The following is a 13,132-nucleotide window of genomic DNA, read 5'->3' as shown; positions in this document are numbered from 1 at the left end:
TCCGGCCGAAATATCGGCGGGAGCGGTCAAGACTTTTCAGGCCCTGGCCCTTCCGTGGCGGGGCCTTTTCAGTTTTCGAAGGGCACCGAAACCGATAGCAGTCGTATCACTCACGGGGTTTGCCATGCCACTTGTCGAAAGCCTTCGAAACGAGGCCCGTCTCGCGCCGGAAAGCGGCATTGTCGCGCTCGCCAACTATGGGCGCGGACGCGAAGGGCTGATCCCGCTCTGGGTGGGCGAAGGCGACCTGCCGACCCCGTCCTTCATCTCGGAGGCGGCCGTGCATGGTCTGGCGGCGGGCGAGACTTTCTATACCTGGCAGCGTGGCCTACCTGAGCTGCGCGAGGCGCTGGCGCGCTATCATATGCGCCATTTCGGCAGGCATTTCGCCAGCGATGAATTCCTGGTCACCGGCGGCGGCATGCAGGCGATCCAACTGGCGCTTGATGCGACCGCGGGCGCGGGCGACGAGGCGATCTATCTGACGCCAGCCTGGCCGAACTTTGCCGGAGCCGCCGGTATTGCCGGCGTAAGGCCGGTCGCCGTACAGCTCGACCGGTCGGACAATGGCTGGTCCTGCGATATAGCCAAGCTGGAAGCCGCGGTGACGCCGCGCACCCGCGCCATTTTCTTCAACAGCCCGTCCAATCCCACAGGTTGGACTGCCGACCTTGACACGCTGAAAGCCGTGCTCGACCTGTCGCGCAAGCATGGCCTCTGGATCATCGCCGACGAGATCTATTCGTTGTTTTATTACGGCGGCGGCGGTCGCGCACCGTCCTTCATGGACATCATGGACGATGAGGACCGCATCCTGTTCGTCAACACATTCTCGAAGAACTGGGCTATGACCGGCTGGCGCATGGGCTGGCTGCGCGTGCACCCGTCGCTGCAGCAAACCTTCGAGAACTTGATCCAGTATTCGACATCGGGCGTGGCGCAGTTCATGCAGCGCGGCGGCGTCGCGGCGCTCGATCATGGCGATGCTTTCCTGGCTTCGCAAATCGAACGGGCGCAGCAAGCGCGCGACATCGTCTGCGGTATTCTCAATCAGACTGGGCGGGCGCGGATCGACGTGCCGCAGGGTGCCTTCTACCTGTTCTTCTCCGTCGACGGCGTAACCGATTCATACGGCGCCGCATTCGAGATCGTCGACAAGGCCAATGTCGGCCTTGCGCCCGGCACTGCATTCGGAGACGGTGGCGAAGCCTGTTTCAGGCTGTGCTTCCACAGGCGTCTCGATCAGGTCGAGGAGGCGGCGTCACGCCTTGCCGCTTGGATAAGCAGCCGCTGAGCAGGATTGGACGAACCGGGCGTCAGCCGCCCGATTGCGGAACCAGAAGCGGCACGATCCTGTCGCTCTCGGCGACCATCGGCTTGTCGCCGGTGTCGTAGGGAATGCCGAGCGCGTCCCATGTCTCGACAAGCGCGTCCCTGAGCGTGTCGATCAGTTCGTCCGTATGGAACGGCGTCGGCGTGATGCGCAGGCGTTCGGTGCCGCGCGGCACGGTCGGATAGTTGATCGGCTGGATGTAGATGCCATGGACGCCGAGCAGGCGGTCGGTCGCCATCTTGCACAGTTCCGGATTGCCGACCAGGATCGGCACGATGTGCGTTTCAGACGGCATGACGGGCAGTCGCGCCGCCGAAAGTACCTCTTTCGTGCGTGCTGCCTGCCGTTTCTGCCCGTCGCGTTCGACCTGCGAGGTCTTGAGGTGACGGATGGCGGTGGCGGCAGCCGCGGCAAGCGCCGGAGGCAGGGCCGTGGTGAAGATGAAGCCCGGCGCATAGGAGCGCACCGCGTCGATGACCGCGCTCGGACCGGAAATATAGCCGCCCAGCGTGCCGAACGCCTTGGCCAGCGTGCCCTCGATGATGTCGATCCGGTCAGCGAGGCCTTCGCGCTCGGTGATGCCGCCGCCGCGCTGCCCATACATGCCGACCGCATGGACCTCGTCGATATAGGTCATCGCGTTGTATTTTTTCGCCAGATCGGCGATCTGGGCGATCGGCGCGATGTCGCCGTCCATCGAATATACGGATTCGAAAACGATCAGCTTGGCACGCTCGCGGCCTGCCGCCTGCAACAGGCTTTCGAGATGAGCGACGTCGTTGTGGCGGAAGATTTTCTTTTCCGCGCCTGAGCGACGGACGCCCTCGATCATCGAAGCGTGGTTGAGCTCGTCCGAAAGGATCAGGCAGTTTGGCAACAGCCGCGCGATGGTGGAAATCGAAGCTTCGTTGGAGATGAAGCCGGAGGTGAATACCAGCGCCGATTCCTTGCCGTGGAGGTCGGCAAGTTCATGTTCGAGATCGACCAGCGGGGAGTTGGTGCCGGAGATGTTGCGCGTTCCGCCGGCTCCGGAGCCCATTGTGCCCGCCGTTTTCTGGAAGGCGGCAACGACATCCGGATGCTGGCCCATCCCCAGATAGTCGTTGGAGCACCAGACAGTGATCTCCTGGGTGCCATTGTGGGAATGCCACAGCGCACGGGGAAACGCCCCGACGATCCGTTCCAGATTGGCGAAGACGCGATATCGCCGTTCGGCGTGAAGCTGGTTGATGGCGTCTTCGAAAAATCGCTGATAGTTCATCGTGCCTTCCCGAATTTGCAGCAAACCATAATCTCGGGGCCGTCATCAGTCCATGCCATGATTAAGGTCAAAATGCCACGCCAACCTTCGTCGAAACTCGCATGTGGCGGAGGCAACGGATGGTTTTTGCGCGGAATTTCGACATATTGCATTCCTAGCTGGGACTTTTTGAGGAGTTTCCATGACAGTTCTGGTGACCGGCGGGGCAGGCTATATCGGCAGCCATATGGTGTGGGAATTGCTGGACGCCGGCGAACAGGTCGTCGTCGTCGACCGACTCTCGACCGGGTTCGAATGGGCGGTGGCTCCCGAAGCCGAATTCGTGCGCGGCGATATAGCGGATGTGAAACTGGTGAAAGAGGTGATCCGCGCGCATGCGGTCGACGCGATCATTCACTTTGCCGGTTCCATCGTCGTGCCGGAATCGGTGGCCGACCCCCTTGGCTACTACGAGAACAACACCTGCAAGACCCGCTCACTGATCGAGACCGCGGTGCAGGAAAATGTGCGCAATTTCATCTTCTCGTCGACCGCTGCGGTCTATGGCGCGGCCGGGCTGGAGCCGGTGGGCGAAGATGCGCGCCTTGCGCCCGAATCGCCTTATGGCGTCTCCAAGCTGATGAGCGAATGGATGTTGCGCGACGCGGCACGAGCACACGATCTTCGCTATACCGTCCTTCGTTATTTCAATGTCGCGGGAGCCGACCCAAAGGGCCGCACCGGCCAGTCGACGCCGGGCGCCACCCATCTGATCAAGGTCGCCTGCGAAACGGCGCTCGGCAAACGGGCCGCAATGCAAGTCTATGGAACCGACTATCCGACGCCGGACGGAACCTGCGTGCGGGACTATATCCATGTCAGCGATCTTGTCGCTGCGCATCGCCTTGCCTTGCACCGCCTGCGCGACGGCGGTGATAGCCTCGTCGCCAATTGCGGCTACAGCCACGGCTATTCCGTGCTCGAAGTGATCGACAGCGTACGGCGTGTCTATGGTGCCGAGTTCGAAGTGACGGTCGGCGGCAGGCGCGCGGGCGATGCCGCTGCCGTTATCGCCAATTCGGAGCTCGCGCGCCGCGAGCTTGGCTGGACGCCGGCGCATGACGATCTCGATGCCATTGTTGGTGATGCGCTTTCGTGGGAGCGCAGCCTAACGCGCAGGAACTCCGCACGCGGCGCCTGAAGACCTCCGATCTCTTCGACGCTTGCGGCGCCACGCGGCGCGCGCGAGAATGTTGTTCTGTTGGCGCAGAAAGCGATTAAGGTGGCCAATGAATTGCGCGGCGACGGGCAATTGCAGGCGCTTCGCATTGAAGATCAGGGGAAGGAGATCGTCATGTCGAAAGTCATCAAGGGCGGTACCATCGTTGCGGCCGACAGAACTTATGAAGCCGATATTCTCATTGAGGGTGAGATGATCGCGGCGATCGGCAAGAATCTTTCCGCAGATACGGTGGTCGACGCTGCGGGCGCCTACGTCATGCCCGGCGGCATCGACCCGCATACCCATCTCGAAATGCCCTTCATGGGCACCACGGCCGCCGAAACCTGGGAGAGCGGCACTTTCGCAGCGCTTTCGGGTGGCACCACGACCGTGGTTGATTTCGTCATTCCGGGGCCAAACGGAATGCTCGCCGCACTTGAGGAGTGGGAGGGGCGGGCGACGCGGCAGGCTTCCTCGGACTATTCCTACCATATGTGTGTCACAAGCTGGTCCGAGCAGGTGTTCTCGGACATGGCCAAGGTGGTTGAGCGGGGCATCAACACCTTCAAGCATTTCATGGCCTATAAGGGCGCGCTGATGGTGAACGACGACGAAATGTTCGCGTCCTTTCAGCGCTGCGCAGCACTTGGGGCGCTGCCGCTTGTTCATGCCGAGAACGGTGACATCGTCGCCGCCTTGCAAGAGAAGTACATGAACGAGGGCGCCACCGGGCCGGAGGCGCATGCATTTTCGCGCCCGCCCGAGGTCGAGGGCGAGGCGACCAACCGCGCAATCATGATCGCCGACTCCGCCGGCGTGCCCGTCTACATCGTGCACACCTCGTGCGAGCAGGCGCACGAAGCCATCAGACGGGCGCGGCAGAAGGGCATGCGCGTCTATGGCGAGCCGCTGATCCAGCATCTGACGCTCGACGAAAGCGAATATCTCAATCGCGATTGGATGCATGCCGCACGCCGGGTGATGTCGCCGCCCTTCCGCGACAAGCGGCACCAGGACAGTCTCTGGGCAGGTCTGGCCGCAGGCTCGCTGCAGGTGGTGGCGACGGACCATGCCGCCTTCACCAGCGAGCAGAAGACGCTCGGTCTCAAGGATTTCCGCAAGATCCCCAACGGCACCGGCGGGCTTGAAGACCGGATGCCGGTGCTTTGGACGCGAGGTGTCGAAACCGGCCGTCTGACCATGAACGAATTCGTCGCGGTGACCTCGACCAATATCGCGCAGATTCTCAACATCTATCCGCAGAAAGGTGCAATCCTGCCGGGTTCGGACGCCGATCTCGTCGTTTGGGACCCGAAGCTCTCAAAGACGATCTCGGCGGCTAACCAGAAGTCGATCATCGACTACAATGTCTTCGAAGGCATCAAGGTCAGCGGCCTGCCGCGCTATACGTTGTCGCGCGGCGACATCGTCTGGTCGGATGGCCAGAACGACCAGCCACAGCCGGGTCGCGGCAAGTTCGTCAAGCGTCCGCCGTTCCCGGCCGTCAATCAGGCGCTCTCAAAGTGGAAGGAAATCACCGCTCCACGCGCCGTCACGCGGTCGGCCGAACATATGCCGATCGGCGTCTGAAGGGAAATAATAAAGCGCCGACGCAAGGCCGGCGCGTTCGCAGCTATTCGGCTGGGTTCGCCTCTTGAGCCAGGCGCAGCGCGCGCAGGCGGGCTGTCTTTTTCTCTCTTGCCCGCCTTTCGGCAGAGATATATTCGCGCGAAATTCTGTCGGCGCGTTCGTTCTTATCTTCGCGCTGATTTTCTGGTGATCTGGCAAGCATCAAAAAATACTCCTATATACAACTCTCATATAGGAATTCCTGGAGCGTTTTAAACGGCCGGCGGTTTGGGGCGGATCAGCCGGTGTAGCAGCCGCGCTCGATGGCGAGGCGGCGCACGAGTGCAAGCACCGTGTCGATAGTAGGTGTCGGCTGGCTGGTGAGGCGGCCGAGTTCCTGAACCGCCGTCACCAATGCGTCGATTTCCATCGGGCGGCCGCGCTCCAGGTCCTGGAGCATCGAGGTCTTGTGCGCGCCGACATCACCGGCGCCCTTGATGCGGCGATCTACACTTACGAGGAATTTGACGCCGAGCGCTTCACCGATCGCCTGCGCCTCCAGCATCATCGCGCGTGCCACGGCGCGGGTGCCTTCGTCGGCGACGATTTGCTCCAGCGTGCTGCCGGTCAGCGCCGAAATCGGGTTGAAGGAGAGGTTGCCCCACAGCTTCACCCAGATTTCGCTGCGGATATCCTCGCGCACCGGCGCCTGCAGGCCGGCGGCAATCAGTTCTTCGGCAAGCCGCAGCACCCGCTCGCTCTTTGCGCCGGAAGGTTCGCCGAGCGAGAAACGGGTGCCGTCGAGGTGGCGAATGACGCCCGGCGCCTCAACCTCAGCGGCCGGATAGACGACGGCGCCGATCACCCGCTGCGGTCCGATCCGGTCCCAGATGATCCCGCCGGGATCGACGGAGGCGAGGCGCGTACCCTCAAACGGCCCCGCCAGTCCCTGAAAATACCACCATGGCACGCCGTTCTGCATCGTCACCACGGCGGTATGTTCGCCGATCAGCGGCGCGATCTGGTCGAGTATGCCGGCGACAGAATGGGCTTTCAGGGAAAGGACCACATAGTCCTGCACGCCGAGTTCCGACGGGTCGGCGGTGGCGCGCACTTTGTACGCGCTTTCGCGGCCCGCTTCGATCAAGCGAAGCCCGGTCTCGTGAATGGCAGCCAGATGTTCGCCGCGTGCGACGATCGACAGGTCGACGCGTCCAGCGCCCGCCAGCCTGGCAGCAAGATAGCCGCCGATCGCGCCTGCTCCAAAGATCGCAATCCGCATCAGCCGAGGCCAAGTTTTGCTGCAAGGCCGATGCGCTGCAGCTTGCCGGTCGCGCCCTTGGGAATTTCATCGAGGATCACGACCCGGCGCGGCACCTTGAAATCGGCAAGCTTGCCGGCGGCGAAGTCGCGGATCTCGACTTCCGTAGCCGAAATACCCTCACGCAGCACAATCGCCGCGGCGACGTCCTCGCCAAGTTTGTCATGCGGCATGGCGAAGGTGACGACTTGAGCCACCGCCGGGTGATCCATCAGGGCCTCGTCGACTTCGAGCGGCGAAATCTTCTCGCCGCCTCGATTGATGATCTCCTTGAGCCGACCGGTAACCCGCAGATAGCCATCGGCGTCCATCCGGCCTTGGTCGCCGGTGTGGAACCAGCCATGGGCGAACGCGCTCTCATTGGCCTGCAGATTGTTCTCGTAGCCGGCGGTGACATTTTCGCCGCGAATGACGACCTCGCCGATCTCGCCGGCCGGCAGCAGGCGTCCGTCCGCCGCCATGATTGCGACCTCCGGTCCGGAGGCGACGCCGACGCTGCCTGCCTTGCGCGCGCCGGGCGGTAGGCGGTTGGACGTCATCTGGTGCGCGGCCTCGGTCATGCCGTAGGATTCGATCACCGGACAGCGGAACGTCGCCTCCAATTCGGCCATCACCTGCGGCGGCAGCGAGGCTGACGAAGAGCGGATGAAGCGCAACGCCGCATCCGCGACGGCCTCCGAATTGCGCTCCGCGCGCGCCAGGATCGCCTGGTGCATGGTCGGCACCGCCGTGTACCAGCTCGGCCGGGCGTCGGAGAGCCATTGGAAGAAGCGCAGCGCGTTGAAGCCTGGCGTGCAATAGACACTGCCCCCGGCGGCAAGCGACGACAACACCGCCGCCATCAGCCCGTGAATATGGAACAGCGGCATGATGTTGAGGCAGCGGTCGGCCTCCGACAGCTTCAGCGTCGCGCCGATATTGCGCGCGGAAGCCGCAAGATTGGCGTGGCGCAGTGGCACCAGCTTGGGCCGCGACGTGGTTCCCGACGTATGAAGCAGCAGCGCGATGTCATCCGCCTCGGCTAGGCCTTGCGCGGCCGGTTCGCCGACCGGCGCGCCGGATATGCGGAAGCTGCCGGCCGGCGCCTGATGATCGGCAATCAGCCGCAAGATACCAATGCCCAATTGCTCGGCAACCGTCACGGCCGGGCCGGCTTCGTCTTCGCCGACCAGGATCGCCTTGGCACCGATGTCGCTCAGGTAGAATTGCAGCTCTTCGGCGCGGTAGGCGGGGTTGAGCGGCGCCGTTGTCGCGGTAGCGGCAACCGAGAGGAAGGCGGTTGCCATTTCCGGCCCGTTGGGCAGCACAATGGCGACGCGATCGCCACGGCCGATGCCGAGCGCATTGAGCTGCCTCGCTGCCTCGTCGATCTGCCGGCGCAGCCCGCCATGGGTTAGCGTCGTGCGATCGGGGGCGGAAATCGCCGGCGCGTCATGTGCACCGGCGACGATGCGGTCGATGCCCGATGACTTTTCAGACAACGCGGACCTCCAGCTCGCCCACGCCATCGATATGGCCGTGCAGCACGTCGCCGCGATTGACTGCGCCGACGCCGGCCGGCGTGCCCGACATGATGATGTCGCCGGCGGCGAGCGTGAACAGGCTTGAAAGATAGGAGATCATTTCCGGCACCTTCCAGATCAGCTGGTTGAGGTCGCCAGTCTGCCTGCGCGCACCATTAACGTCCAGCCAGATCGCACCCTCGGCTGGATGGCCGATGTGGCTGGCCGGAACCAGCGGCGAACAGGGGGCCGAAGCTTCGAATGCCTTGCCGACTTCCCAGGGGCGGCCCATTTCCTTGGCCTTGCCCTGCAGGTCGCGGCGCGTCATGTCGAGCCCGACACCATAGCCGAACACGCAATCGAGGGCTCTTTCGATCGCGATACTGTCGCCGCCGCTCTTCAGCGCCACCACCATTTCGATCTCATGGTGGACGTCGCTCGACATTGGCGGGTAAGGGAATTCGCCGCCGACGACCAGATTGTCCGGATTCTTCTGGAAGAAGAAGGGCGGTTCCTTATTCGGATCATGCCCCATCTCCACAGCATGGGCGGCATAGTTGCGGCCGACGCAATAGATGCGGTGCACCGGAAAGAGCAGGTCCGTACCGGCCACCGGCAGGGCCACTCGCGGCCCCGGATCGAAAACATAATTGGTCGCCGCGTCTTGCAAATTCATCCTCTCACTCCTGCGTAATAATCCACCTTGGCTTCCGCCCGTTCGATCAGTTCGGCGACCAGCAGCGCAAAGCCGAAAAGAATGATTGTCAGCGCCCAGAACTGGGTCATGCGGAAATTCCGCGAGAACGTCTCGAAAAGCGCACCGTAGCCGACAATCGACACCAGCAATTGTCCGATGACGACGCCCTTGACCCCGCGGATCAGCCCTAGCCGAATGCCGGCCAGAATTTCGGGCAGCGCCGCCCAGATGATGATCTTGCCGTAGAGCGCCACACGCGAAGCGCCGTAGGAGCGCGCCATCTCGATCAGCGAGGGGGCTATGTGGCGCACACCGGCGCGGGTGTCGAGAACGATGATCCACACGGCAAACAGGAAGACTGCCGCGACGATGGTTCTTTCGCCGAAGCCGAACAGGATCATCAGCACCGGCACCAGCGCCGAGAGCGGCGCGCTGGAAAAGATATTGACCCACATGCCGAGCAGGTCGTCGGCGATCTTCACCCGGCCCATCAATATGCCGAGCGGGACGCCGGCGGCGATGGCGAGCGTCATGCCGAGGACGAAAGCCCTCAGTGTCGTCACCGTGGCTGACTGCCAGCTTGGCTGCTGCACGAGATCGATCGCCGCGACGATCACGTCCGAGAAGGGCGGCAGCAGGAAGACCAGGTCGAGGCGCCCGACGATCTCCCACAACACGCACCACACCAGCAACGAGGCCATCATCGGAATGCGGTAGCCGAACAGGGTCATGGCCGCGCCTCCTGCTCAATCCACATATTGCTTCAGCCCCTGCCAGATTTCCTCGACGGTATCGAGATAGTGCCGGTCGCGATGGATCTGGTCCGGATCGCCGGAGCGGTCGATCGCCGGCTCGATGATCTGCGAAACGCGGCCGGGGCGCGGTGAAAGCAGGACGATTCGGTCGGAGATGTATACCGCCTCCTCGATGGAATGGGTGACGAAGATGAAGGTCTTCTTCTGGTTGGTGCGCAGCCGGATCAGGTCTTCCTGGAATTTGCGGCGGTTTTGCTCGTCGACTGCCGAGAACGGCTCGTCGAGAAGCAGGACCTCGGCATCCACGGCCAGCGCGCGAGCGAGCCCCACACGCTGGCGCATGCCGCCGGAAAGCTCATGCGGGTACTTGTCCTCGAAGCCGCCGAGGCCGACTTCCGCCACATAGCGGCGGGCGATCTCCTCGCGCTCGGCCTTGGCCGCTCCACGAAGCTCGAGGCCGAACGCGACGTTGCGCAGCACCGTCGCCCAGGGCAGGAGTGCGAAGTCCTGGAACACGAAGGCGCGTTCCGGGCCTGGTCCGAGCACGGGTTTGCCGTCGACGGTAATGGTTCCGTCGTTCGCCTCGATGAGGCCGGCGATGATCTTGAGCAGGGTGGTCTTGCCGCAGCCGCTCGGGCCGAGAAGGCTGGTGAGCTTGCCGCGCGGAAAGTCGAGATCGATGCTGCGCAATGCCTCGACATCACCGTAGGTCTTGGAGACGCCGCGCACCGAGACGATCGAATCGACGGTTTGCGGCATGTGCAAGGAGTCCTTTCGTAGGGCTGCGGCGCGCATCATGCACCTCTCGCTTCTGGCCTGAAAATGCGCGTCTCGAGCCACTGCAAGACAACCAGCGTCAGCGTGGACAGAGCGATGATCGAGGCGATTGTTGCGTACATCTCGGCATAGTCGGCGCGCGAGCGATGGAAGGTGATGAGGTCGCCGATGCCGGTGGGCGTAATCAGCAGTTCGGCCAGCACGACGCCGACGAAGCCGCCCGCCACGCCGAGACGAAGGCCGGCGAAGATGACGGGGCTCGCATCCGGCAGGACGATCTTGGCGATCTCCTGCCGCCGTGAGCCCAGAAACGAACGGCACATCAAAAGCAGCGAAGGATTGGCATTGCGCACCGCCTTGTAGGTGTTGAGCACAATGATCGGCAAAGCGAGGATCATCACGGCGAGCGTCTTGGCGGTCAAACCGATGCCGTAGACGAAGGTGACCAGCGGAATGAAGGCCGCGACCGGCGCGGCCTGCAACACGATGAAAACCGGAATGACCAGCCATTCGCCCGGGCGCCACAGCCCGCATAGCGTGCCGACGCCGACCCCGATGAAGGCGGAGAGGACCACCCCGAGCACAAGCGGCTGCAGCGTCGACACATAGGCCGTGGGCAGGCTGCCATCAGCCATCAGCCTGAGAAAGGCGGCCAGCGTGTCGGAGAATGTCGGGAAGGCGAAGCTGACCGGGATGCGGCCGGCAATCTCCCAGGCGATGGCGAAAAGAGCGATCGACAGCAGCCTGGTGACGATCGGCTTCTCTATCAGCCCTCCGATTGCCGCTCGCCGCGAAGCATTGCCGAGCGGCAGGGAAGTGCTGGTTTGATTGCCGAGGCTCCAGGCCATGTCTGAGGCGCCTATTTCTTGCCGAGCTTGGCCACGGCGCGGTCAAGGGCGCTTGTGTCCCAGAAGTCTTCGACTTTGAGCGATGCGGGATCGCCCTCGATCTGTCCCGAAAGGGTGAAAAAGGCGAAATCGTCGCGGGCAGCTTCCGCGCCGCCGCCATTCAGCGGCAGGCTGCCGGCCTCTGCCGTTTCCTTGTAGTATTCGGCGATCTCCTTGTCGGCATCAGCGCCGAGATCAGGCAGCAGCTTGTATTTGTTACGGTATTCGACCGCGACAGCAGGATTTTCGGTGATTTCCCGCGCCGTGCTGATCATCTCCTCGACGAGGATGTCGACGTCCGCCGCGCCGTCTTTCAGGTAGTCGGCGGTGGCGAACAGGCCCTCATCGGTGGCGCTGAGATCTTCGACCGGAAGCACGATGAACTTGCCCGGCGCTTCGGCTTCCAGCGCCCGGCGGTTAGCCGCATCGACGATCGTTGCCTTGATGGTTCCCTGAAGCAGCGCATTGCGGCGCACTTCGGAGCCGGGAACATAGCTGATATTGCCGTATTTGATGCCATTGTTCTTGGCCATCAGCAGCATCACCGCCTCGGTGCCGGAGCCGCGCGCCTGTACGGCGATTTCCTGGCCGTCCAGGTCTTTCCAGTTCTTGTAGGATTCGCTGTTGACCACGGGGAAGAAGCGCAGGGTCGAAATCTGCGCAAACAGGCGGATCGGCACGCCGGCCTTCTGGATCAGCGTATAAGGGGCGCCGATACCGACATCAGCCTGGCCGCCGACGATGGCCTGAGCGGCCAAATCCTCATCGTTGAGGATGATCAGTTCGATATTCACGCCGCGCTCCTTGGCGCGCTCGATGGCTGCAAGGGTCTGGATCGATTCGATGCCGGGCAGATCACCGAAGGCGATGCGCATGTCGCCTGCCTCAGCCGCCGGAAGCGATGCGCTGCTTGCCAAGATGGCGGCGAAGACGCCGGCCAGCATTGTTCGTCTGGAAATGCTGAACATTGATGCTTCCTCCCCAGGTCTATAACCAATATAAGATTGGTTAGACCTGCTGCCGGTATTGGTCAAGGTATTTCTCCCTTGTAGTCGCCGGCTTTGAGCGTGTTGACCCATGCCTTCATTGGGATTATGACCGGCGCTGATAACGAGGCATATAAATTGGTTAAACCGGTGGATATTGATGGAAATGGCGGGCATGCGGCGCTCGTGCAGCTACAGGCCTATCTGGCGCAGCTCAATCTGCCGGCCGACAGCCGCCTGCCGCCGGAACGCGAGCTATGCGAGAGCCTTGGCGTGTCGCGTGGCGATCTGCGCAAGGCGCTTGCCGTGCTTGAGAAGGACGGCCGCATCTGGCGGCATGTCGGCAAGGGCACGTTCATCGGCAGCGGCCCTGTCGAGGAGACGGTGGCGATCGCTGACATTGCTGGCCGAACCAACCCCTCGGACGTCATGCGCGCACGCCTGATTGTTGAGCCGGAGATTGCCCGCGAGGCCGCCCTTCACGCCACCCTCGACGACATTGCCGCGATGCGCCAGTCGCTGGCGCAGACCAGGCAGGCCACCACTTGGCGGCAATATGAGAACCTGGACAATCTGCTTCATCGCCAGATTGCCCAGGCGAGCCGCAATACGGTGCTGCTGGGCCTGTTCGATGTGCTGAATGCGATCAGGCGCGCCGTGGTGTGGGGCAGGCTTCGCTCCGATGGTGCTTGCCCGCCGGCCGACCATCACAGTTTTGCTGATCACGACCGCATCGTCGACGCGATCGAGGACCGCGATCTTGGCGGCGCGGCCGCCGCCATGCGGCTGCACCTCCAGGAGGTTGAGCGACGGTTGATCCCATTGCGTGAGGCGGCGGAATAG

13 protein-coding genes are annotated in these 13,132 nt (G+C 62.9%); 4 read left to right on the top strand and 9 right to left on the bottom strand.

All coding sequences use genetic code 11. From position 1 onward, the window contains the following. Positions 1-124 precede the first annotated feature (124 nt). Positions 125-1,294 carry a pyridoxal phosphate-dependent aminotransferase gene (locus ACLKMW_RS05110; RefSeq protein WP_415723314.1) on the top strand — a complete coding sequence of 390 codons (1,170 nt, stop codon included), beginning with the start codon at positions 125-127 and terminating at the stop codon, positions 1,292-1,294. A 22-nt stretch (positions 1,295-1,316) separates the two neighbouring features. Here ACLKMW_RS05110 and hemA read toward each other — a convergent pair whose 3' ends face one another. Beyond that, the gene (gene hemA / locus ACLKMW_RS05105) at positions 1,317-2,594 is read right to left on the bottom strand and encodes a 5-aminolevulinate synthase (protein WP_415723313.1); all 1,278 of its coding nucleotides are present in this window, start codon (positions 2,592-2,594) and stop codon (positions 1,317-1,319) included. A 181-nt stretch (positions 2,595-2,775) separates the two neighbouring features. On the opposite strand from hemA, the gene galE reads away from it, so the two are divergent. After that, positions 2,776-3,774 (top strand): UDP-glucose 4-epimerase GalE, encoded by a 999-nt coding sequence (gene galE, locus ACLKMW_RS05100; protein ID WP_415723312.1) that lies wholly within the window; start codon positions 2,776-2,778, stop codon positions 3,772-3,774. Between the two features lie 153 nt (positions 3,775-3,927). Next, complete coding sequence (gene hydA, locus ACLKMW_RS05095) at positions 3,928-5,385, top strand: dihydropyrimidinase (protein WP_415723606.1); 1,458 nt, start codon at positions 3,928-3,930, stop codon at positions 5,383-5,385. A gap of 43 nt (positions 5,386-5,428) precedes the next feature. Here hydA and ACLKMW_RS05090 read toward each other — a convergent pair whose 3' ends face one another. From ACLKMW_RS05090 to ACLKMW_RS05055, 8 genes are all read right to left on the bottom strand, one after another. Beyond that, positions 5,429-5,587 carry a hypothetical protein gene (locus ACLKMW_RS05090; RefSeq protein ID WP_415723311.1) on the bottom strand — a complete coding sequence of 53 codons (159 nt, stop codon included), beginning with the start codon at positions 5,585-5,587 and terminating at the stop codon, positions 5,429-5,431. Positions 5,588-5,662: 75 nt separating this feature from the next. Then, positions 5,663-6,646: a 2-dehydropantoate 2-reductase gene (locus ACLKMW_RS05085; protein ID WP_415723310.1), complete on the bottom strand. Its 984-nt coding sequence runs from the start codon at positions 6,644-6,646 to the stop codon at positions 5,663-5,665. Continuing rightward, a complete protein-coding gene (locus ACLKMW_RS05080; protein WP_415723309.1) occupies positions 6,646-8,193 on the bottom strand; it encodes an acyl--CoA ligase in 1,548 nt (515 codons plus the stop codon). The genes ACLKMW_RS05085 and ACLKMW_RS05080 overlap by 1 nt, the downstream gene beginning before the upstream one ends. Continuing rightward, positions 8,159-8,863: a fumarylacetoacetate hydrolase family protein gene (locus ACLKMW_RS05075; RefSeq protein WP_415723308.1), complete on the bottom strand. Its 705-nt coding sequence runs from the start codon at positions 8,861-8,863 to the stop codon at positions 8,159-8,161. The genes ACLKMW_RS05080 and ACLKMW_RS05075 overlap by 35 nt, the downstream gene beginning before the upstream one ends. Beyond that, the gene (locus ACLKMW_RS05070; RefSeq protein ID WP_415723307.1) at positions 8,860-9,615 is read right to left on the bottom strand and encodes an ABC transporter permease; all 756 of its coding nucleotides are present in this window, start codon (positions 9,613-9,615) and stop codon (positions 8,860-8,862) included. Before ACLKMW_RS05070 ends, ACLKMW_RS05075 begins: the two co-directional genes overlap by 4 nt. 15 nt (positions 9,616-9,630) lie before the next feature. Further along, positions 9,631-10,434, bottom strand: coding sequence for an ABC transporter ATP-binding protein (locus ACLKMW_RS05065; protein WP_415723605.1), 804 nt, complete (start codon positions 10,432-10,434; stop codon positions 9,631-9,633). Continuing rightward, positions 10,434-11,264 carry an ABC transporter permease gene (locus tag ACLKMW_RS05060; protein ID WP_415723306.1) on the bottom strand — a complete coding sequence of 277 codons (831 nt, stop codon included), beginning with the start codon at positions 11,262-11,264 and terminating at the stop codon, positions 10,434-10,436. Before ACLKMW_RS05060 ends, ACLKMW_RS05065 begins: the two co-directional genes overlap by 1 nt. A gap of 11 nt (positions 11,265-11,275) precedes the next feature. Continuing rightward, positions 11,276-12,271, bottom strand: coding sequence for an ABC transporter substrate-binding protein (locus ACLKMW_RS05055; protein ID WP_415723304.1), 996 nt, complete (start codon positions 12,269-12,271; stop codon positions 11,276-11,278). Between the two features lie 168 nt (positions 12,272-12,439). Between ACLKMW_RS05055 and ACLKMW_RS05050 the strand changes: the two genes are divergently transcribed. Next, on the top strand, positions 12,440-13,132 hold the full coding sequence (locus tag ACLKMW_RS05050) for a FadR/GntR family transcriptional regulator (protein ID WP_415723303.1): 693 nt from the start codon (positions 12,440-12,442) through the stop codon (positions 13,130-13,132).

The organism is Borborobacter xinjiangensis (assembly GCF_047739745.1).
GTDB lineage: Bacteria > Pseudomonadota > Alphaproteobacteria > Rhizobiales > Rhizobiaceae > Pseudaminobacter.
The sequence above is the reverse complement of the archived record's forward strand: the minus strand, read 5'-3'. Positions and strand labels throughout refer to the sequence as shown.

Bases quoted from the DNA above. Each gene is read 5' to 3' on its own strand.
- ACLKMW_RS05110 (WP_415723314.1), top strand. From the start codon at position 125: ATGCCACTTGTCGAAAGCCTTCGAAACGAGGCCCGTCTCGCGCCGGAA.
- hemA (WP_415723313.1), bottom strand. From the start codon at position 2,594: ATGAACTATCAGCGATTTTTCGAAGACGCCATCAACCAGCTTCACGCC.
- galE (WP_415723312.1), top strand. From the start codon at position 2,776: ATGACAGTTCTGGTGACCGGCGGGGCAGGCTATATCGGCAGCCATATG.
- hydA (WP_415723606.1), top strand. From the start codon at position 3,928: ATGTCGAAAGTCATCAAGGGCGGTACCATCGTTGCGGCCGACAGAACT.
- ACLKMW_RS05090 (WP_415723311.1), bottom strand. From the start codon at position 5,587: ATGCTTGCCAGATCACCAGAAAATCAGCGCGAAGATAAGAACGAACGC.
- ACLKMW_RS05085 (WP_415723310.1), bottom strand. From the start codon at position 6,646: ATGCGGATTGCGATCTTTGGAGCAGGCGCGATCGGCGGCTATCTTGCT.
- ACLKMW_RS05080 (WP_415723309.1), bottom strand. From the start codon at position 8,193: ATGGCGTGGGCGAGCTGGAGGTCCGCGTTGTCTGAAAAGTCATCGGGC.
- ACLKMW_RS05075 (WP_415723308.1), bottom strand. From the start codon at position 8,863: ATGAATTTGCAAGACGCGGCGACCAATTATGTTTTCGATCCGGGGCCG.
- ACLKMW_RS05070 (WP_415723307.1), bottom strand. From the start codon at position 9,615: ATGACCCTGTTCGGCTACCGCATTCCGATGATGGCCTCGTTGCTGGTG.
- ACLKMW_RS05065 (WP_415723605.1), bottom strand. From the start codon at position 10,434: ATGCGCGCCGCAGCCCTACGAAAGGACTCCTTGCACATGCCGCAAACC.
- ACLKMW_RS05060 (WP_415723306.1), bottom strand. From the start codon at position 11,264: ATGGCCTGGAGCCTCGGCAATCAAACCAGCACTTCCCTGCCGCTCGGC.
- ACLKMW_RS05055 (WP_415723304.1), bottom strand. From the start codon at position 12,271: ATGTTCAGCATTTCCAGACGAACAATGCTGGCCGGCGTCTTCGCCGCC.